Annotated in this window: 22 protein-coding genes and 1 CRISPR repeat array; of the genes, 12 read left to right on the forward strand and 10 right to left on the reverse strand. The window is 36.3% G+C overall.

The features are described from left to right. The coding region (gene csn2 / locus FC46_RS07220; protein ID WP_057799268.1) for a type II-A CRISPR-associated protein Csn2 at positions 1 to 622 on the forward strand (622 nt) is incomplete at its 5' end. A 72-nt stretch (positions 623 to 694) separates the two neighbouring features. Then, positions 695 to 994: a CRISPR direct-repeat array (repeat unit 36 nt; unit sequence GTTTTAGATCTGATGTACCTAGTTAAGATGTAAAAC). A 219-nt stretch (positions 995 to 1,213) separates the two neighbouring features. On the opposite strand, the gene FC46_RS10140 is transcribed toward csn2, so the two are convergent. Then, positions 1,214 to 1,399: a hypothetical protein gene (locus FC46_RS10140; protein ID WP_236702304.1), complete on the reverse strand. Its 186-nt coding sequence runs from the start codon at positions 1,397 to 1,399 to the stop codon at positions 1,214 to 1,216. Between the two features lie 381 nt (positions 1,400 to 1,780). Between FC46_RS10140 and FC46_RS07230 the strand changes: the two genes are divergently transcribed. The 6 genes from FC46_RS07230 to budA all read left to right on the forward strand — a co-directional run bounded on the left by FC46_RS07230 (position 1,781) and on the right by budA (position 5,844). After that, complete coding sequence (locus tag FC46_RS07230) at positions 1,781 to 2,077, forward strand: MazG-like family protein (RefSeq protein WP_057799272.1); 297 nt, start codon at positions 1,781 to 1,783, stop codon at positions 2,075 to 2,077. A gap of 12 nt (positions 2,078 to 2,089) precedes the next feature. Continuing rightward, positions 2,090 to 2,365, forward strand: a complete 276-nt coding sequence (locus FC46_RS07235) for a restriction endonuclease (RefSeq protein WP_057799275.1) — start codon at positions 2,090 to 2,092, stop codon at positions 2,363 to 2,365. 103 nt (positions 2,366 to 2,468) lie between these two features. Beyond that, positions 2,469 to 2,885, forward strand: coding sequence for a hypothetical protein (locus FC46_RS07240; protein ID WP_057799277.1), 417 nt, complete (start codon positions 2,469 to 2,471; stop codon positions 2,883 to 2,885). A gap of 60 nt (positions 2,886 to 2,945) precedes the next feature. After that, a complete protein-coding gene (locus tag FC46_RS07245; protein ID WP_057799279.1) occupies positions 2,946 to 3,314 on the forward strand; it encodes an ASCH domain-containing protein in 369 nt (122 codons plus the stop codon). 122 nt (positions 3,315 to 3,436) lie between these two features. After that, positions 3,437 to 5,116, forward strand: coding sequence for an acetolactate synthase AlsS (alsS, locus tag FC46_RS07250; protein ID WP_057799281.1), 1,680 nt, complete (start codon positions 3,437 to 3,439; stop codon positions 5,114 to 5,116). 14 nt (positions 5,117 to 5,130) lie between these two features. Next, positions 5,131 to 5,844 (forward strand): acetolactate decarboxylase, encoded by a 714-nt coding sequence (gene budA / locus FC46_RS07255; protein ID WP_057799283.1) that lies wholly within the window; start codon positions 5,131 to 5,133, stop codon positions 5,842 to 5,844. Positions 5,845 to 5,897: 53 nt separating this feature from the next. On the opposite strand, the gene FC46_RS07260 is transcribed toward budA, so the two are convergent. From FC46_RS07260 to FC46_RS07270, 3 genes are all read right to left on the reverse strand, one after another. Next, on the reverse strand, positions 5,898 to 7,526 hold the full coding sequence (locus FC46_RS07260; protein ID WP_057799285.1) for a peptide ABC transporter substrate-binding protein: 1,629 nt from the start codon (positions 7,524 to 7,526) through the stop codon (positions 5,898 to 5,900). Beyond that, positions 7,526 to 7,852, reverse strand: coding sequence for a thioredoxin family protein (locus tag FC46_RS07265; RefSeq protein WP_057799287.1), 327 nt, complete (start codon positions 7,850 to 7,852; stop codon positions 7,526 to 7,528). The genes FC46_RS07260 and FC46_RS07265 overlap by 1 nt, the downstream gene beginning before the upstream one ends. Before the next feature lie 265 nt (positions 7,853 to 8,117). Continuing rightward, a complete protein-coding gene (locus tag FC46_RS07270) occupies positions 8,118 to 8,405 on the reverse strand; it encodes a bacteriocin immunity family protein (protein WP_057799289.1) in 288 nt (95 codons plus the stop codon). Positions 8,406 to 8,562: 157 nt separating this feature from the next. Here FC46_RS07270 and FC46_RS07275 point away from each other — a divergent pair, with 157 nt between their 5' ends. From FC46_RS07275 to FC46_RS07290, 4 genes are all read left to right on the forward strand, one after another. Further along, the gene (locus FC46_RS07275) at positions 8,563 to 9,063 is read left to right on the forward strand and encodes a GNAT family N-acetyltransferase (protein ID WP_057799291.1); all 501 of its coding nucleotides are present in this window, start codon (positions 8,563 to 8,565) and stop codon (positions 9,061 to 9,063) included. Between the two features lie 5 nt (positions 9,064 to 9,068). Beyond that, positions 9,069 to 9,548, forward strand: a complete 480-nt coding sequence (locus FC46_RS07280) for a methylated-DNA--[protein]-cysteine S-methyltransferase (RefSeq protein ID WP_057799293.1) — start codon at positions 9,069 to 9,071, stop codon at positions 9,546 to 9,548. Positions 9,549 to 9,811: 263 nt separating this feature from the next. After that, entirely contained in the window at positions 9,812 to 10,258 is a 447-nt protein-coding gene (locus tag FC46_RS07285) for a hypothetical protein (RefSeq protein ID WP_057799295.1), read from the forward strand. A gap of 84 nt (positions 10,259 to 10,342) precedes the next feature. After that, on the forward strand, positions 10,343 to 11,200 hold the full coding sequence (locus FC46_RS07290) for an aldo/keto reductase (protein WP_057799297.1): 858 nt from the start codon (positions 10,343 to 10,345) through the stop codon (positions 11,198 to 11,200). A gap of 85 nt (positions 11,201 to 11,285) precedes the next feature. Here FC46_RS07290 and FC46_RS07295 read toward each other — a convergent pair whose 3' ends face one another. The 6 genes from FC46_RS07295 to FC46_RS10295 form a co-directional block, all read right to left on the reverse strand. Next, on the reverse strand, positions 11,286 to 11,471 hold the full coding sequence (locus FC46_RS07295) for a type Z 30S ribosomal protein S14 (protein WP_057799299.1): 186 nt from the start codon (positions 11,469 to 11,471) through the stop codon (positions 11,286 to 11,288). A gap of 54 nt (positions 11,472 to 11,525) precedes the next feature. Then, the gene (locus FC46_RS07300; protein ID WP_057799301.1) at positions 11,526 to 12,380 is read right to left on the reverse strand and encodes a tetrahydrofolate dehydrogenase/cyclohydrolase catalytic domain-containing protein; all 855 of its coding nucleotides are present in this window, start codon (positions 12,378 to 12,380) and stop codon (positions 11,526 to 11,528) included. Positions 12,381 to 12,436: 56 nt separating this feature from the next. After that, a complete protein-coding gene (gene glyA, locus FC46_RS07305) occupies positions 12,437 to 13,672 on the reverse strand; it encodes a serine hydroxymethyltransferase (RefSeq protein ID WP_057799303.1) in 1,236 nt (411 codons plus the stop codon). A gap of 69 nt (positions 13,673 to 13,741) precedes the next feature. Next, on the reverse strand, positions 13,742 to 14,596 hold the full coding sequence (locus tag FC46_RS07310; protein WP_057799305.1) for a MetQ/NlpA family ABC transporter substrate-binding protein: 855 nt from the start codon (positions 14,594 to 14,596) through the stop codon (positions 13,742 to 13,744). Positions 14,597 to 14,616: 20 nt separating this feature from the next. Continuing rightward, the gene (locus FC46_RS10290; RefSeq protein ID WP_057799308.1) at positions 14,617 to 15,732 is read right to left on the reverse strand and encodes a trans-sulfuration enzyme family protein; all 1,116 of its coding nucleotides are present in this window, start codon (positions 15,730 to 15,732) and stop codon (positions 14,617 to 14,619) included. A gap of 15 nt (positions 15,733 to 15,747) precedes the next feature. Next, entirely contained in the window at positions 15,748 to 16,896 is a 1,149-nt protein-coding gene (locus FC46_RS10295; RefSeq protein WP_057799310.1) for a trans-sulfuration enzyme family protein, read from the reverse strand. Between the two features lie 731 nt (positions 16,897 to 17,627). Between FC46_RS10295 and FC46_RS07325 the strand changes: the two genes are divergently transcribed. Next, a complete protein-coding gene (locus FC46_RS07325) occupies positions 17,628 to 18,743 on the forward strand; it encodes a vitamin B12 independent methionine synthase (RefSeq protein ID WP_057799312.1) in 1,116 nt (371 codons plus the stop codon). Positions 18,744 to 18,960: the final 217 nt, after the last annotated feature.

Genomic DNA, 18,960 nt, shown 5'->3' on the forward strand with positions numbered 1-18,960 from the left:
AAAAAGCCAAGAGCCACGCGGAAAGAGCGTGATTCTTAGCTTTCAAGTTTCAGTTATAAATATAAACGACGAAAATAATTGGATACACTTAAATATTTCTGATAAGAAGCAATATTTCTCTGTTTTAAAGGCAATTGAAACAGAAAATAATAAGCAAATTCAAATATATTCTGAAAATTATGATTTATTAGATATAAGCAAAAAATTTAATTTTATAGGCAATCCTATAGTCTCTTATAATATTAATGAACAATACATTCCTAAAATAAGAAAATGGATTTGGGAGCAAGTTAACCCTATTCAAAAAGAACAGTTCCAAACATTAGCAAGAGAATTTGCTAAAAATATTGAGCGAGAATTATTCTTATTGAATTTACCTGTAACTATTGATTTTGAAGCAGATTATATTTATTTGTTAAAAGCATTTAATTTACATATAGAACCTGATGCAATTTCTGAGCCATATGATATTATATATTTGATCATGAAATTACATTCTATTTTTAATTCTGAAAGTATTCTCTGTTTGAATGATTTAGCTAATTATTTAGATGAGAACGAATTAAAAGAATTGAAAAAAGAAAGTTCTCTAATGAAAATTAAGATGATTTTAATTAATTAGTTTTACGCATAAATACTAGGTACTGTAAGATAAAACGACATTTTTAATTGATATGTTTATTAAAATATGTCAGTTTTAGATCTGATGTACCTAGTTAAGATGTAAAACAAAGTCTGTGTGAATTATACCGTCTGCGACGTTTTAGATCTGATGTACCTAGTTAAGATGTAAAACTGCATTCTGCCCTTCTTAGCAAATCTGGTAGTTTTAGATCTGATGTACCTAGTTAAGATGTAAAACCGCTGTAGTCATATCAGCCGCTGCTAGCTCGTTTTAGATCTGATGTACCTAGTTAAGATGTAAAACCTGTCTGGGTCGCTGTCGTGTACGTCTATCGTTTTAGATCTGATGTACCTAGTTAAGATGTAAAACTTTGATTATAAAGTGTTCTTTGGCATTAATAACTCGAACAAGAACAAATCAATAAGCGTAGTCATTAAATTGCAATGTCATTAAGTTAAGACTTTGATAAGCTTTCTTTTGCATTCGAAAAAACTATTCAATGAATAGCTAAATTTTTTATTAAGCTATTCGATACACACAATATATATTATACAGTGCTTTTATGACACATTTACTCTTACGTCCCGGTCAAATCGGTACAGTATATCTACTATTTCCTTGCATGTTAAGAGTGGTTTTAATTAAAGTAAAAGCATCAAGTTTTCGCTTTCTGGTGAAAGCTGAAGGAGAATCAATAAAATCATGAATATGATCTGCAGTTTCATTGATAATTTGATCTAAGTGCTTTAATATATTGGTATAAAGTTTCTTCATAATAATATCTGACTTTCTAAAGAAATATTTGAAAGACTCGAAATAAAAATTAAGTAAGGGAAAGGGCTCCATCTTTTCCCTTTTATTTTACGAAGAAAAAGTCAAAAAGAACTCAAATCAATAATGATTTGAGTTCTATAAAAGCCTCGCCTGATGTTAATGCTTTAACTTATTGACATTGACCGTTATGTTCTAAATGTTTTTATGTTAGTTCTGATTCAAATAGAGAAAGACAACGGATTTCTCTCGCTAGAGCGATAATCTTATCTAATAAATACCTATTATTTTGATGAAATGACCTCAGCTTTATTGTAGTTGCACATAAAATTAGCGATAATGAAAAAGAACATTACGATAAAATTATATTTTTAAGAGGGAATCATGATATTAGACACAGAAAAACTACAAAAAGAAGTCATTCAAAATAAAGTAAGACATGGGTTTAACACGACAGATGTTAAATTCGAATTATTGCTGCTTTATGGTGAAGTGAATGAATTATTTCAGGCTTGGCTCAAAGACGATTCAGAAAATATAGGTGAAGAGTTGGCTGATGTGGCGATATTTTTACTAGGAATTTCAGAAATGTTAGGTAAAGATTTGGGAGAAGAAATCACTAAAAAGATGAAAATAAATAAAGATAGAGTGTATGTAAATGGGAAAAAGTTACGTAGCTGAGGTGGAATTTATGTGCAAGTAAAGCGTTATGACGAAGGAAACACTGTTGGACGCCAGACAATTAGTCAGTTTCATGGAGATCTGGATCTGCAGGGTGCTGACACTGGTGTCTTTATCACTACTTCATCTTTCACCAATAGTGCAGAGGAAGCAGCCCGAACTTTTAACATTAAATTGATCGATGGAGATACTTTAACTAAGCTAATGATCGACTACAAAGTTGGCGTTCAAGTTATGCAAAACTACGAGTTACTTGAGATTGATGATGAATTTTTTGAAATTGACTAATAAGATATTCGATTTGGAAGATTCTACAAAAATCTCTAACTAAAGTACTACAATACTCCCGTAGCTCTTATTTGAGAGCAAAAAAGTAATAGGGAGTTTTAAAATGTCAAAAAAGAAAATTGTAGCGTTTGCTATTGCACTGCTTGGATTGTTTTTTGTAATTGCACCATCTAATAAGGTTGGCTTAAACAATACGGTTAAAGCTACTCAAAAACCTAAGTACGATAAACTTGTTCCATATACTGTTCCTAAGAGATTTCGTGGAACTTGGCATGAGGATAGAGGTAAGAACCAGATCAAATTTACTAAAAATCGCATAATAGCAGGTAGAGTTAATCGTCCAACTTACAAATTTACAACTTTTGTTTCACCTAAGTCACGGGTTTGGTTAGTTCTTCCATATGGGAAGATGATAAGCATCTCACTTCCAGGTACTGATGCAACTGGCTACTACAGACAGGGCAAATATCTTATAAGTGAAGCAATAGGTCAAAAGTGGCGTTACCACAGAATAAAGTAGATAATCGAAGTTAGCGAATCAGATCGCTAACTTTTTTATTGAGCAAAAATGGAGGACACAATGAAGGCATTATCAGTACGCGGTGACTATATCATGGACATGATCGCTGGTAAAAAGAAAATTGAATACCGATCATGGAAGACTAATTACCGCGGGCCGCTTCTCATGTGTTCAACCGCCAAGAAGGTAGCAGGCGCTGCGCCGGGTTACGCGCTTTGCGTTGTAAATTTAGTCGGTATCGAATATTTTGATTGGGATGGATTATATCATTGGAGAATAGAACTTGCCGATGTGATCAAACCGATCCCTGTAAAAGGGCAACTCAAGCTTTTCAACGTTGATGACAATCGCATTCACCCGATCAGCATGCAGGAATTCAAGTCGGAAGTTGCGCCTTTGCTCTATTTACCAAGAAAAAGAAAAAACTAGTACTAACATCAAGCCGTAAATATCAAAACTGGAGTATAATAAGACCATTACTTGATAATATTTTATCGATATAGATATATTAATAAATACAAGCTATTAAATTTGAAAGGGGAGAATTTGCTGTGGTAGAAGAAAAATATTACGGTGCTAATGCAATTGTTGATAGCCTGATTAATCACGATGTTAAGTATGTTTTTGGAATTCCTGGCGCTAAAATTGATCGCGTATTTGAGGTTTTGGAACATTCTAAAAATCCGAAGACACCCAAATTCATTCTGACACGTCATGAGCAAAACGCTGCTTTCATGGCAGCAGGAATAGGTAGAATTACTGGAAAACCTGGAGTGGTCCTTACGACCTCTGGTCCAGGTGCCTCCAATTTAGCAACCGGTTTGGTAACAGCCACAGCAGAAGGAGATCCTGTTTTAGCAATTTCTGGTCAAGTTCAACGAACAGACCTTTTACGCTTAACTCACCAGAGTATGAAAAATGCGGCTTTATTTGCGCCGATTACCAAATACAGTGCCGAAGTTCAAGAGCCGGAAAACATTTCTGAAGTAATTGCTAACGCTTTTCAAGAGGCTGAAGCAGCTAAGCAAGGGGCAAGTTTTGTATCGGTTCCTCAAGATGTGACTGATGCTGAAGTAAAAAGTGATGTAATTGAGCTACTTGAAGCTCCTAAGTTAGGACCCGCCAGTCCAATTGAATCCACTTTACTTTCACAACGCATTAAGGGTGCAAAACTTCCGGTTCTTTTACTAGGGATGAGAGCTTCTGATCCTGATACGACCAAGGCTATTAGACGATTAATTTCTGAAACTCATTTACCTGTCGTAGAAACTTTCCAAGGTGCGGGTATTATTCCTCGTGAACTAGAAGATGACTTCTTTGGCCGAGTTGGTTTATTTAGAAATCAACCGGGTGATCAATTACTTAAGAAGAGTGATCTGGTTATTACGATCGGCTATGATCCAATTGAATATGAGCCGCGTAACTGGAATTCTGATCGAAATGCCAATATCGTGGTCATTGATTCAATGCGAGCAGAAATCGATAAGAATTACCAACCAGAGCGCGAATTAGTTGGTGATATTTCACAAACTTTGGACTTCCTTTTACCATATATGAAAGGCTATTCAATGCCTGAAGAATCCAAAGAATATTTAGCATCTTTACGTAAGACTTTGCAAAAGCGTGATACTCCACCAGAGATAACGAAGGATCAAGTCAAAAATCATCCTTTGAACCTTATTCAAGCCTTACAAGATCGAGTAACTGACGACATGACTGTGACTGTTGACGTGGGGAGTTTCTATATCTGGATGGCACGTCACTTCAGAAGTTATGAACCTAGACATTTGCTATTTAGTAACGGGATGCAGACGTTGGGTGTTGCACTTCCTTGGGCAATTGCAGCTGCTTTGGTAAGACCAAATACTAAGATCGTTTCGATGTCAGGTGACGGAGGCTTCATGTTTTCATCACAAGACTTAGAGACTGCTGTTCGTTTAGGCTTGAACATTGTTCATATTATCTGGAACGATGGCAATTATGACATGGTTAAATTCCAGGAAGAAATGAAGTATGGCGATTCTGCGGCAGTTAAGTTCGGTCCAATCGACTTTGTTAAATATGCAGAAAGCTTCGGTGCTAAGGGTTACCGTGTCGAAAAAGCAGCAGATCTAGAGAAAGTTCTGGACAAGGCCTTTAAGGAAAAAGGACCAACTATTGTCGATGTACCAGTTGATTATAGTTACAACCAATCATTGGGTAAGACCCTTTTGGATGATCAATTGCATTAATGCGAGGAAAACAAATGGTGAAAGAGAGCAAAGTTTATCAACACGGAACCTTAGGAATGCTTGTACCAGGCTTATTTGAAGGTACAATGACAGTCGCTGAACTTTTGAAGCATGGCGATTGGGGGATCGGAACCGCTAGCGGGCTTGATGGCGAGATGATTGTATTAGATCACACACCATATTTGGCGCAGAGTAGCGGTGAAGTCAGAATTCTGAATCCTGATGAAAAAGTCCCATTTGCGACAGTTCATTTTGAAGACATTAAGAATAGCTTCAAGGCAGAAGATTTAACGCAAAAAGAATTAGAGAGCAAGATTTTGTCTGATTATCCTTATAAGAATGTCTTTTTTGCTGTAAAAATTACTGGTAAGTTTTCTTCGGTGAAGACCAGAGTGGTCGAAAAGCAGACTAGACCTTACAAAACTTTATTAGAGGTCGCAAATGAGCAGGCTGTTTTTGATGCCAATGATCTTTCTGGAACAGTAATTGGTTATTTTGCACCAGAAATGTTTCAGGGGATGGCTGCAGCTGGTTTTCACTTACATTTTTTGGCAGATGATCGCTCAATTGGTGGCCACTTGCTTGATTTTAAAGTGGCAGAAGCGACAGTTTCTTTGCAGCCATTTACAACGATTGAGCAGCATATGCCGTTAGATAATCAGGAATTTTTGGATAAAGATTTGAATATTTCAGATATGCATGAACAAATTCAGAAGTCAGAAGGATAGATTCTTCCAGCAACTAAAAAGAACTTCTCAGCTTCGGGAAGTTCTTTTTAAATCTATTTAAAATATGCACGTGTGTAATCTGCTTCACCCACTGGGTGCCAGTAAAAACCTTTTAATTTTGGATTTAACAAATGACTTTCCGTCATAGTGTAAAGCGGAATTACGGGCATATCCTTGTTCAATTGTTGTTGAGCAGCACGCATATTTGCCCAATATTTACTTTCTTGAGTTGCGTTTTGTGTCTTGGCTAAATTTAGATTTCTGTCGTAATTAGCATTATTGTATTTACCGTAATTTGAAACATTATCACTTTGAAGAACATTCAAATCGCTAATCGGATCACCAAAATCAGCAAACCAGAAGCCAAAGTTCATGTCAAAATTACCACTAGCAAGATCATTTTGAACATTCTTAGTTGGAACTGCATGAATTTCAACGTTGGCTTTAGGTAAGTTTTCTTCAATTTGTGATTGAACAAATTGTGCAACGTTCTTGCTGATAGTTTGATCATCGGTATTGTATTTTAAAGTTACCTTTTTCTGATTGATCTCTTTAAGACCTTTTTTCCATAACTGCTTTGCTTTAGCAACATCGCGTGCTTCATGAGGATCAGTTTCAACACTGAAGTCCTTATTTGTAGTTGGATCGATAGCTAAGCCAGGTGCTACAAATGTATTAGCACTTTTTGATCCATCTGATAATACTTTATTAACAAGGTTTTCCTTATTCAGGACCAAACTAACAGCTCTTCTTAAGTTGCGATTTCTAAATGGACGATTATTACGTAAATTTAGTCTTAAGTAGTAAACACCAGCTCGCTTGTAGTGATAGAGATTCTTGTTTTTTTGCAAACCTTGAGCAGTTGGGCCAGTGATAACTGCATCGTCTAGCTTGTTATCCTGAAAGAGTTGATGAGCGGTGTTAGCGTCCTTAACAACTTGCATGGTTATCTTATTTAATTTAATATCTTTTTTGTCGTAGTAGTCTTTATTTTTTACTAAATTCCATGAAAGATTGCTACCAGTCCAGTTTTTGATTTCAAAAGCACCATTGTAATACATCTTATTTGATGCAGAACCATATTGATTACCAAACTTCTTTAGTGCGGTTGTACTTTGTGGGAAGAAAATAGGCAATAACTGCATCTTGTTGAAGTAAGGCATTGGGTAATCAAGCTTCACTTGCAAAGTCTTTGAGTTAAGAGCTTTTACACCTAATGTAGAAGGTTTCTTTTTACCGTCAATTATTTGATCTGCATTTTCAATTCCTTTAAATATATAGCCATATCCTGATTGAGAAGTTGGACTAACGGAACGTCTCCAAGATCTAACAAAATCTTCAGCGGTAACAGGATCACCGTTACTCCACTTAGCATCTTTTCTTATGTGATAAGTGTAAACGCATCCGTTGTCAGTCGGCTTCACAACTTTAGTTGCCATTGCAGGAACTAACTGATTTTTCTTATTACTTCGATACAAGCCTTCCATAGAATTAGTGAGAGTATTAAATTCATTTAGGTTAGCTTGCTTAGCAGTATCAAGCGACATTAATTCACCAGATTGCATTAAATGTAATGTTTTATCATCATTATTACTTGAATTTTGACTATTGTTGCCGCAAGCTGCTAAGGTTAGAGCAGTTGCAACTATTAAAAAAGGTGCCAGTATCTTTTTATGTTTCATTAATTATTCTCCGTTGATCTAATAAATTCTTCTACTTCAGTTTTAGTTTTCTTATCTCCATTGATTAGGCGACCTATTTCTTTACCATCTTCATAAACGATGAATGAAGGCATCCCTCTAACGCCCATTTCTTTCATCAAATCTTCAGAAGTGTCATGATTAACGCTTACGAATTTGTATTCAGGCAAATCCTTTTCAATATAAGGCCAAGCAGGTTGCAAGTAGCGGCATTCTGGGCACCATGGGGCAGAGAATTCAACAACAGTTTTTCCACTCTTTACTTCATTTGCTAATTTTTTAGCATCAACATTTTTAAGGTCTTTCATGAATTTACCTCCAAAAGCACAAAAAAGGAATCACGTCTTTCGCCTAACAAAGAAGTGATTCCCTATCATTTTTCTATTTTTTGATCAAAAGGAATTATGTTCTTCTTAAGGCATCACAAACAAGCTGTTCTTGACAGCAACATTGATTAGCGTTCATGATGTCTTCAAAAGTATGCATAATGATCTCCTTTCAAAATTAATAACTAAAGAATAGCGTGATACTTACTTAATGTCAATAATAAATTCATTTGAATTCTAATTTTCATCACATAAATCTCAAACCACTCCAGCCGCTTTGACTGTATGCACTATTAATAATATCTGAATAGAACTTGCCGACGTTAGGGGAGAGCTGGGACTTGAGTGCTAAAGGACGAACTTCTGCTAAAAAATCATTCAAGACTCGCTGCATGTATTCGCCTTTTTCTAGTCTAGTTTTAACCCGGATCAAAGCTGCCTGTTCAACATTTTTGATTGTTTCATCTTCTAAAATTTCATTAATTTCTGCGATCAATTGATCTTCGATTTTCGTCTGTTTTTTTCTTCCAAACATAGAAATGCCTCCGATTGCTTAAACATCAAATTATAGATCTATTATAGTTCAAAAAATCTAGTGATTGATAAATACTTTCAATTCTTTCGATCAATGGATACAATTAAAACAAAGTGAATTAAAACGTAATGCGAATATTAATCAAATGGAGAAAAAGATGAACTTAATCATTCGTAATGTAAAAATAACTGATCTTGAAGCGATAGTAGCGACAGAATCGCGTGCTTTTGATATGTCTGAAGAAATGACTAGAAATGATGCAATTGGTCGAATTGAGAATTATCCAGATACTTTCTTAGTTGCGGAAGTAGATAGCAAGGTCGTTGGCCACATTTTTGGTCCGGCTGCTAACGTGGAATTTATTCGTGATGAGATGTACTTTAAGAATCATCCCAATCATCCTAATGATAAATACCAGATGATTTTAAGCATTGCTGTTGATGAAAATTATCGTGAACGCGGCATTGCAACTGCTTTGATGAATGAATTTGAAAAAATTGCAAGACAAGCAGGTCGACAAGAATTGTCACTAACATGTTATCCGAAGTTGTTTTCTTTTTATGAAAAATTAGGCTTCGTGAATAAAGGAAAGACGGACGATGATATTCCTGATCCCGATAATGAGAGCAGTTATAATATGATTAAAATATTGAGGTGAAAATAATGAATGCTATTAGCAAATTAACTTACAAATCTCCAATCGGTCTACTAGAAATCATTTCTATCGATGATGCAATTGTTGGTGTGGATATAACTGATAAAAAAGAGCAGGTCAATGGCGGTGAAATTTCAATGAAATTGGCTGAAAAAGCTGTAGCAGAACTAGAAGAATATTTTGCTGGAACAAGAAAAAGTTTTGATTTACCGCTCAAGTCTGAAGGCACCGATTTTCAACAAAAAGTTTGGCAGCAGCTTGAAAAGATTCCATATGGTGAAACCAGAACCTATGGTGAAATCGCTGAACCCTTAGATAATCCCAAGGCTGCAAGGGCAATTGGTATGGCTAATAATAGAAATCCAATTTTGATTTTACGACCATGTCATCGAGTAATCGGAGCAGATGGCAGTTTAACTGGTTACGCTGCTGGAATTAAAGCAAAGAAATTCTTGCTAGATCTAGAAAAAGCTACTGACGTAAAATAAAACATTATGAATTTATAATTGAAAAGTTCTTTATATATCGACAAACATTGAACTTCTTAATAATCAGTAAATAAAACACAAAAATAATAAAAACGTGGTATAACATTCTTGTAAGGATTGGCAGAATCAAGAATTAATGTCATATCTCAAATCCAAAAGGGGGATTTAACGGAAAAAAGAAGTTTTTAGAAACATTTTTGAGCAATTTTAAGTAATTTTTGTAATAGATCAATGAAAAAATCCAACTTAAGGTAGGCATAAAAATGGAAAAAATAGAAACTGCAACTGCATTAATTGACGATCCCACGTTAGATGAATTCTTGAGTGAAGAATTCAAGAATAGAAAGAACTACAAGTATGCAATGTACTTTGTCTTAGATTCGGATTTCAGAGAGAATTATCTCAATAATCAAGAGCGGGCAGAAAGCTTGTTTTTGACTTTAAATCTCATGCATCCTAAGTATATTTTTGACCTTGGACAAGATTCTTTTGAAGAACGCTTGGTAGTAATGAGTAAAAAACTTAAGCAAGAATATAATGAATTGCCCAAGCCATACGACTTCGATGATGTCGAAAAGAAGGTTGGTCTAGCAACTGATCTGCGTGATCATTATCCTCATGATGCTTTGACTGAGGAAGAATTTATTGATCTTTGCGATAGTTTAAATGGAATTCAGAAGTTGATAAATAAGAATCACCAAGATGAATAATCTATATGTTTGTACTAACTCTTTCTTTAGCTTATACTGAAATTAGTTACTCAGTTACTTTTAATAAGCAAAGGAGAAAAGTGCATGGAATTTCATTCATTACAAGACACTTATACATTAAACAATGGCGTAAAAATCCCAGTTATCGGCTTCGGTACCTGGCAAACTCCAAATGGAGAAGTGGCAAAAGAATCAGTTTTAGCAGCGCTGAATTCAGACTACCGTCACATTGATACTGCTAAGGCTTACGGCAATGAAAAAGGCGTAGGTGAAGCAATTAAGAAGAGTGGCGTTAATCGTCATGACTTGTTCGTCACTACTAAGTTGTGGAATGAAGATCACGGCTATGAAAATACTAAGAAGGCCATTGATCAAAGTTTGCTTGATTTAGATCTTGACTACCTTGATTTGTATTTAATCCATTGGCCTAATCCAGTTGCTATGCGCGATCACTGGGCTGAGTTAAATTCAGAGAGCTGGCGCGCAATGGAAGAAGCTGTCCAAGCTGGTAAAATTCGCGCCATCGGTGTTTCCAACTTTAGAAAGAATCACCTTGACGCTTTGATGGAAAACGCAGCAATTAAACCTGCAGTTAACCAAATTTTCTTGAATCCAAGTGACTTGCAACCTGAAGTTGTCGCTGAGAATAAGAAACTTGATCTGCTCAGTGAAGCATATAGCCCACTTGGTACTGGTGGCTTGCTTGGTAATGAAACAGTCAAGAAAGTTGCAGAAAATTATGGTAAATCACCAGCACAAGTCTTAATTCGTTGGTCACTTCAACACGGCTTCTTGCCACTACCTAAATCAGTGCATCCTGAATACATTGAAGCTAATGCGGATGTCTTTGATTTTGAAATCAGTCCAGAAGATATGGCAGCACTTGATGGTTTGCACGGAGCAGCTGGTGTTGCTAATGATCCAGATAAAGTTAATTTCTAGAAATAATTACACATGCAAAAAGGCCAGCTCAAACTGAGCTGACCTTCTTTGTATTAGTTATTTAACATTGGAGATTGTTTAATTTTTACCAGCTAGCCTTTGACACACCAGGTAATTGACCCTTGTGGGCTAAGTCGCGCATGCAAACGCGGCATAAACCGAACTTACGGTAGACAGAATGCGGTCTGCCGCAGCGCTCACAACGAGTGTATTCTCTGGTTGAGAACTTGGCTGGTCTTTCACTTTTGATTTTTAAAGACTTCTTTGCCATAAATACTCCTTTCACTTACTTTATATAAGTATAATATCACGAAAAATTTTTGAGTCAATCAATTAGACTCCACTCAGTCAAGTCCACTGTTTGCTGCATAAGAGTGGCAATCGTCATCGGACCAACACCACCTGGAACTGGAGTAATAAAACCAGCAACTTCTTTGACATCATCAAAGTCAACGTCGCCAACAAGATGCTTATTAATTTTGTTAATGCCGACGTCAATTACGGTTGCTCCCGGCTTAACTTGCTCTTTTTTGATCAAATTTGGCTTTCCAGCGGCTACAACTAAAATATCAGCATGTTTTGTATAATAGTCGATATTGTCAGTATGCAAACTAACCATTGTCACCGTCGCATTTTCATTGATCAAAAGTGATTGAAGTGGGCGACTAACAAGAATGCTGCGGCCGATAATCGTCACATTTTTACCTTCCAGTTGATCAAGATAAGCGTGAAGAAGAGTCATAATTCCACGGGAAGTACAAGATACTGGGTAATTGCCTTTTTCATTGTTGTACAACTTACCAACATTAGAAGAATTAAAGCCGTCAACATCCTTTTTAGGATCAATTGCTTCAATAATTTCAGTTTGGTTAAGGTGCTTGGGTAAAGGCAGTTGAACCAAAATCGCATTGACAGTTGGGTCTTCATTATATTCTTGAATTGCTGCTAACACTTCGTCTTGACTTACATCCTCAGGAAATTTCTTCAGAACTGAATGCATCCCCATCTTAGCAGCAGTTTGTTGCTTCATTCTGGTATAGAGGACACTGGCTGGATTTTCTCCAATTAAAATCACGACAATTCCTGGAAGGATTCCTTTTTTCTTTAGTTCATCAACCCGATTTTTGGTTTCAATGTTCAATTTATCTGCAATATTATGACCATCAATTATGTTTACCATCCGCATCACCTTTCATCACAGAAAAAAGGAGCCGCAATGAGCAAGGCTCCTAATTTTTAATCAATTGGGTATTTATCAGTTAAAGCTCTAACATCTGCTTTCACTTCTTCAAGAATGTCATCGTTATCAGAATTATTCAAGGCTTTGATAATTAAACGCGCAACTTGGCGAGCGTCATCTTCCTTAAATCCGCGAGAAGTAATGGCTGGTGTACCAATTCGAAGTCCTGAAGTAATGAATGGGCTGCGCTGATCGTTAGGAATGCTTTCTTTATTAGTAGTGATCATGACACTATCCAATAAGTTTTGAGCGTCTTTTCCTGTTAAACCAGTATTAGTAATATCTAAGTTCAAAAGGTGATTATCGGTTCCACCTGAGACAACACGAATTGAATCAGATTTAGTAAATTCATCAGCCATTGCAGCAGCGTTTGTGACAACTTGACCAGCCCAAGTCTTGAATTGCGGCCGTAAGTCTTCATAGAAAGCTTGTGCCTTACCTGCGATAACATGCTCTAATGGACCACCTTGAATACCAGGGAAGAGGGCAGAGTTGATCTTCTTAGCAATATCAGGATTGTTGGTTAAGATCATACCGCCACGTGGACCGCGCAAGGTTTTGTGAGTAGTGGTAGTTACAACATCAGCAATTGGCACAGGATTTGGATGATAGCCTGTTGCGACAAGTCCAGCAATGTGAGCCATATCAACCATTAAGTAAGCACCAACTTCGTCAGCGATTTCTCTGAATTTTTCCCAATCAATGATGCGGCTGTAGGCAGAAGCACCGGCAACAATTAGTTGAGGCTGAACTTCTTTAGCATCCTGCAAGATTTGATCAAAATCGAGCTCTTCAGTTTCAGGGTTTAATCCATATGAAAATGAATGATAAGCCTTACCTGAGAAGTTAACTTTAGCACCATGAGTTAAGTGGCCTCCGGAATCCATCCCCATTCCTAAGATCTTGTCACCTGGTTTAAGCAAAGCTTGATAAACAGCCATATTTGCTTGAGAACCAGAGTGGGGTTGAACGTTAGCGAATTTGGCATCGAATAATTGCTTAGCGTAATCTATTGCGCGCTCTTCGACTTCATCGATATATTGGCAGCCGCCGTAATAACGCTTGTTAGGGTAGCCTTCAGCGTATTTATTTGTCAGAACACTACCTTGAGCTTCGCGGACTGCGTCAGAAACGATGTTTTCTGATGCAATTAATTCGATTGTATGTTTTTGACGTTCTTCTTCTTTATGGATTGAATTCCAAAGTTCTGGGTCTTTGCCAGCATATTCCATTGGCGTCACTCCTTTATTTTTTAAAGTTCCTAATTATATAATACGCTTTCTTGACCCAATTATTAAATATTAAAACTTAATATCCCAAGCTGGGAGTTCGCTGCTTCCATAGTATTGTTTAAATAATTTCTTTGTCTTTTCAGTTTGATAGGCTTTAACAACTTGCTTATAAAGGGTGCGGTTTTCTCTACCTTTCTTACAAGCAAGAGTGTTAATCCATTGAGCAGAGTCCTTATTCAATGGCTCGATATAGATACTTTCTTTTGAAGTTAAGCCAGATGGTCCTGCATAATCATTATTAACAATTGAGGCGTCAACAGAAGAAACAACTCTACCTGTTTGGGCAGCAGCTATTTCTTTAATTTTATAATTATGTGGATTACGTGTGATATCGGCTACAGAAACAAGTTTTTTGCCCTTTTTCAAATCGATGACACCTGCGTTTTTGAGAACAAATAAAGCTCTAGATTCATTTGTTGCGTCATTAGCTACGACGATTGTTGCTCCATCAGGTAGTTCGGATAATTTTTTGTATTTGGTGGAATAAATTTGATTTGGGGCGATATAAGTTTTTCCAATTGCGACAATTCCACCGTGGTTAGCCTTATTCCAACTATTCAAAAAGGCGTAGTGCTGAAATGCATTAAGATCTATTTCACCGTTTTTTAAGGCTTTATTTGGCTCTGAATAATCAGTGAAATTTCTGATTTTTATCGTAATTCCGTATTTCTTTTTGGCAGTTTCGGCGATACTTTTCCAAATATTGGCTTCTTTGGTACTCGGGCTTACAACACCGACTATCACGGTTTTACTTGCTTCGGAATTAGAAGTAATATTAGGGCCAAAGCTAAACCAACCAGCAACTAAAATAAAAACAACAATAATACTACAGACAATTCGATTTTTTCTGCCTCGTTTTCTCATACCCTTGCTCCTCCATACTATTATTTCAATGCTTGTTTAATATCCTCAATCAAATCATTGGCATCTTCTAATCCGACAGATAAACGTAAAAGTGTTGGGGTAATACCGAGACGTTTACGTTGCTCTTCTTCAACATCAGCGTGAGTTTGATAGTAAGGAATGGTAATTAGACTTTCAATTCCACCTAAGCTTTCTGCAAAGGTGATCACTTTGACGTTATTGAGAATCTTCTCAACATCTTGTTTGTCTTTAAGATAAAAACTAACCATTCCACCTTTTCCAGGGTAGAGTACTTTTGAAACACTTTTTTCTCCCTGCAGATATTTTACTATTTTTTTGGCATTCTTAGTGTGCTGTTTCATTCTAATTGATAAAGTTTTTAAACTTCTAAGTAATAACCAAGAATCAAATGAATCAAGCGTATCACCAGTAGTGATGTAATAATCAAAGTATTGTTCAGCTAAGGCTTGATCCTTACAAACCAAAATTCCACCTAATAAGTCATTGTGTCCAGATAAGTATTTTGTTGCAGAATGGACGACGACGTCAGCACCTAATGTTAAAGGTTGCTGATAAATTGGACTATAAAAGGTATTATCAACAATTACCAAAATTTGAGGATTTTTTTCATGAACTTTAGTAGCTATTTCTTTAATATCTAATTCTTTCATCGTTGGATTGGAAGGGGTCTCCAACCAGACAATTTTAGTCTTTGGAGTGATTTTTGCGATTAAATCTGCAATTTTTTCACCATTCCATTGATCAAATTGGATGTTGTAGTGTGATTCTAAATATCTAAAGTAGCGAAAATCACCGCCGTATAAATCGTCAAGTGAGATTAATTGGTCGCCAGTTTTTAAAACACTTAAGGCTAATTGAATTGCTGCCATGCCAGAACTTAAAGCAAAACCTTCAGTACCGTTTTCTAGTTCAGCCATTGTTTTTTCTAGAGCACGTCTATTTGGTGTGGCTACTCTAGAGTATGTATAGCCTTCGTGATAATTGAATTGTTTGGCTTCTTCTAAAGAATCATGACGATAATTTGATGAAAAATAAAGTGGCAAAGCAACGGCTTTGTTATCATCTAAATGATTTCCAGCTTGTGAGGTAATAGTTTCAAGTGATTTTTTACTCATAATTAACGCTTCTTTCTATTTTTTAGCTTGATTTAATGCTTCTTTTAGATCTGCAATCAGATCATTTTGATCTTCAATTCCAACAGATATTCTGATCAATCCTGGTTTAATCCCAGCTTTTAATTGCTCTTCTGAATTTAGTTCAGCGTGACTCATTTTGCTAGGTAGTTCTACTAGACTTTCAACTGCGCCTAGGCTAACTGCTAAAGTGAAAATCTTGAGTTTGTTTACAAACGCTACTGGATCAACTGCCGAATTTAACTCAAAAGATAAGACACTTCCAGCAGCTTTTGCTTCTTGATGAAGTTCTTCATAACCTTCTTGCTCGGGGTGACCTGGATAGTAAATGTGATCGACTTCTGGTAAATTTTTTAAAAAATTGAATATTGCTAGGGTATTTTCAATTTGTCGGTCTAAACGTACGCTCAAGGTCTTAATTCCGCGCATCAATTCATTGCAGTCTTCAGGAGAAAGAATACTGCCGATAGCGTTTTGGATGAAATAAACTTTTTGAGCTAATTCCTGATCTTTGACAATAATAGCTCCTGCAGAAACATCAGAATGACCAGATAAATACTTGGTTGCACTATGGATTACAATGTCGGCACCGTAATCTAAGGGTTTAAGTAAATAAGGACTTAAAAAAGTATTGTCAACAATTGTGAGCAAGTTGTATTGATGCACTAGATCCGCAATTTTTTTAATAGAACTAACCTGAAGAAGGGGATTAGTGATTGGTTCAAAATAAATAGCTTTAGTATTAGCTTTAATAGCGGACTCGATTGCAGTTAGATTGCGGGTATCAACGGCTGAAATTTCTAATCCCCATTGTTTGAAAAATTGATAGAGTAAACGATAAGTGCCGCCATAAATCTGTTTTCCGACAATAATGTGATCTCCTTGTTTAAAAATGGCTAAAGCTGCGTGGATTGCTGCCATGCCGGATGAGAAGGCGAAAGCTGCAGTACCATTTTCTAAACTAGCTAATTGATCTTCTAATGCTTTTCTGGTTGGATTACCGGATCTTGAATAATCGTATTCAATATCGGCATCGATCTTAGGATAGGCAAAGGTTGTTGCCTTGTAGATTGGCACTGTAACAGAACCAGTATTATTGTCATTGGGATTTGGGACATGGATTAGTCGTGTATTAAATTCACTCATTTTCGAAACGCATTTTCGAAAACACCTCTTTGAAAAAACAAAAAAGTCCCTAGATAGATCAAACTATCTAGGGACGTCGTAACGCGGTACCACCCATTTTCACTGAAAAAACAGCCTCAACAGTACTCAAAAAAGAATACCTGGGATGGTAACGGATCCTTCCGGAAGTTCAGCCATTATGACCGTCATTCAATGCTCAGAGCTCATCTTCAACAACTTTCTTCCTCCGATTTCTCACTAGCATCGGTCACTGGATAAGCTTACTAATTGTCTACTCTTCTCATCAATGCAATATCATAATTTAATTAATTTTTAAATTGCTATCATTTTAGACAGGGATTTATTAAATGTCAAGAATAAATTTAAAATAAAAAAATTGTTGACAGCAATATAGTCAGAAATTATACTGAATTCATAAAATTAGAAAAAAGTTGGTAAGATGAGTAATTGCTTAAGCTTATTACAGAAAACTGCAGGCGATGAGAAGCAGATAAGTGCCGCAATGAATATGGTCTTATGTTAAGATCTACTGACGAGTTACGATAAGTCAGTTGCGGGTTCGCCCGTTAAAGCGTGAGAGTACTCTAATTTTGGAGGACCTAATAAGAGAGCAAGTGTGAATTTGTTCTAAATATAGGGTGGTAACGCGTTTATTCAACGCCCCTAACTAAAGCTTTGACTTTGGTTGGGGGTGTTTTTTTACTCATTTTTTATATACGAGAGGTACTATTATGACTGAAAAGATTAAATTCCCATACCGTTATGACATTGTTGGTAGTTTTTTACGTCCGGAAAAGTTAAAAGAAGCTAGAGTAGAATTTACGAAAGAAGAAATAAGTGAAGCTGAACTAAAGAAAATAACTGATAAAGAAATTGCAGCTTTGATCGATAAAGAAAAAGAGCTTGGTTTGAAGGCAGTAACTGACGGTGAATTTCCTCGTTCTTGGTGGCACTTAGATTTCTTATGGGGACTAAAGGGTGTAGCGCATTATGATTACAAACAAAGCTATAAATTCCACGGTGCTAAGACGAGAACAGATAATGCGGAATTAGCTGGTAAAGTAGCTTACAATTCTGATCATCCTTTCTTTGCAGATTTTGAAACAGCTCAAAAATTTGCGGGCGATACTGTTGTTAAACAAACAATTCCTTCACCAACGATGCTCTTTCGTGATAATCGTTCAGACAACTGGCCAGAATTTTATGATACACGTGAAGAATATTTAGCTGATTTATCAAAGGCATATCGCTTAACTATTAAGCATTTTGCGGATCTGGGTTGTAAATACTTGCAAATTGATGATACTACTTGGGCCTTTTTAATTAGTAAACTTAACGAAACTGCAGATGATCCAGCAGAACACGAAAAGTATGTTCAACTTGCTGAAGATGCTGTGACTGTGATTAATGGTGCGTTGAAAGATCGCCCCGATGGTTTAACTATTACTACTCACATTTGCCGAGGTAATTTTAAGTCAACTTTCTTATTCTCAGGTGGCTATGAACCTGTTGCAAAGTACTTGGCTCAACTTGATTATGATGGTTATTTCTTGGAATACGATACTGATCGAGCAGGTGATTTTGTACCACTAAGAAAAATCTGGAATAACCGTGAAAATGTTCGCATTGTTCTTGGTTTAGTTACTTCTAAGAATGGTGAACTTGAGGATGAAGATAGAATTATCGCCAGAATTAATGAAGCAAGCAAGTTTGTTCCATTAGACAATCTTTGCTTAAGCCCTCAATGTGGATTTGCATCAACTGAAGAAGGAAATGTCTTAACTGAAGAGCAAGAATGGGCTAAGTTGAAGCTGATCGAAGATATTGCTAATAAAGTTTGGAAATAAATATTAAAAATATTGTTGACAAAATGAAAACCAAATTATAATATAATATCAAATCCAATAAATAAACAAGCGACATTGAAAAGATAAGTAATTAGCGTGTACCGTCAAAGAGAGCTACGGATGGTGAGAAGTAGTACGGGAGGACCTGATGAAGATGGTCTTGGAGTCCATTAAATTGCAAGCATAAGTTAGCAATTTACGGGGGATGCCCGATATA

The sequence above is a fragment of the Lactobacillus kalixensis DSM 16043 genome (assembly GCF_001434335.1).
In the GTDB taxonomy this organism is placed as follows: domain Bacteria; phylum Bacillota; class Bacilli; order Lactobacillales; family Lactobacillaceae; genus Lactobacillus; species Lactobacillus kalixensis.

What these genes read in the sequence shown, in the direction of transcription:
- FC46_RS07280 (WP_057799293.1), top strand. Translation starts at nt 9,069, where the DNA reads ATGAATGCTATTAGCAAATTAACTTACAAATCTCCAATCGGTCTACTA.
- FC46_RS07310 (WP_057799305.1), bottom strand. Translation starts at nt 14,596, where the DNA reads ATGAGAAAACGAGGCAGAAAAAATCGAATTGTCTGTAGTATTATTGTT.
- glyA (WP_057799303.1), bottom strand. Translation starts at nt 13,672, where the DNA reads ATGGAATATGCTGGCAAAGACCCAGAACTTTGGAATTCAATCCATAAA.
- FC46_RS07325 (WP_057799312.1), top strand. Translation starts at nt 17,628, where the DNA reads ATGACTGAAAAGATTAAATTCCCATACCGTTATGACATTGTTGGTAGT.
- FC46_RS07270 (WP_057799289.1), bottom strand. Translation starts at nt 8,405, where the DNA reads ATGTTTGGAAGAAAAAAACAGACGAAAATCGAAGATCAATTGATCGCA.
- FC46_RS07245 (WP_057799279.1), top strand. Translation starts at nt 2,946, where the DNA reads ATGAAGGCATTATCAGTACGCGGTGACTATATCATGGACATGATCGCT.
- FC46_RS07285 (WP_057799295.1), top strand. Translation starts at nt 9,812, where the DNA reads ATGGAAAAAATAGAAACTGCAACTGCATTAATTGACGATCCCACGTTA.
- FC46_RS07290 (WP_057799297.1), top strand. Translation starts at nt 10,343, where the DNA reads ATGGAATTTCATTCATTACAAGACACTTATACATTAAACAATGGCGTA.
- FC46_RS10140 (WP_236702304.1), bottom strand. Translation starts at nt 1,399, where the DNA reads ATGAAGAAACTTTATACCAATATATTAAAGCACTTAGATCAAATTATC.
- budA (WP_057799283.1), top strand. Translation starts at nt 5,131, where the DNA reads ATGGTGAAAGAGAGCAAAGTTTATCAACACGGAACCTTAGGAATGCTT.
- FC46_RS10290 (WP_057799308.1), bottom strand. Translation starts at nt 15,732, where the DNA reads ATGAGTAAAAAATCACTTGAAACTATTACCTCACAAGCTGGAAATCAT.
- FC46_RS07260 (WP_057799285.1), bottom strand. Translation starts at nt 7,526, where the DNA reads ATGAAACATAAAAAGATACTGGCACCTTTTTTAATAGTTGCAACTGCT.
- FC46_RS07275 (WP_057799291.1), top strand. Translation starts at nt 8,563, where the DNA reads ATGAACTTAATCATTCGTAATGTAAAAATAACTGATCTTGAAGCGATA.
- FC46_RS07240 (WP_057799277.1), top strand. Translation starts at nt 2,469, where the DNA reads ATGTCAAAAAAGAAAATTGTAGCGTTTGCTATTGCACTGCTTGGATTG.
- FC46_RS10295 (WP_057799310.1), bottom strand. Translation starts at nt 16,896, where the DNA reads ATGAGTGAATTTAATACACGACTAATCCATGTCCCAAATCCCAATGAC.
- FC46_RS07265 (WP_057799287.1), bottom strand. Translation starts at nt 7,852, where the DNA reads ATGAAAGACCTTAAAAATGTTGATGCTAAAAAATTAGCAAATGAAGTA.
- FC46_RS07300 (WP_057799301.1), bottom strand. Translation starts at nt 12,380, where the DNA reads ATGGTAAACATAATTGATGGTCATAATATTGCAGATAAATTGAACATT.
- FC46_RS07230 (WP_057799272.1), top strand. Translation starts at nt 1,781, where the DNA reads ATGATATTAGACACAGAAAAACTACAAAAAGAAGTCATTCAAAATAAA.
- FC46_RS07295 (WP_057799299.1), bottom strand. Translation starts at nt 11,471, where the DNA reads ATGGCAAAGAAGTCTTTAAAAATCAAAAGTGAAAGACCAGCCAAGTTC.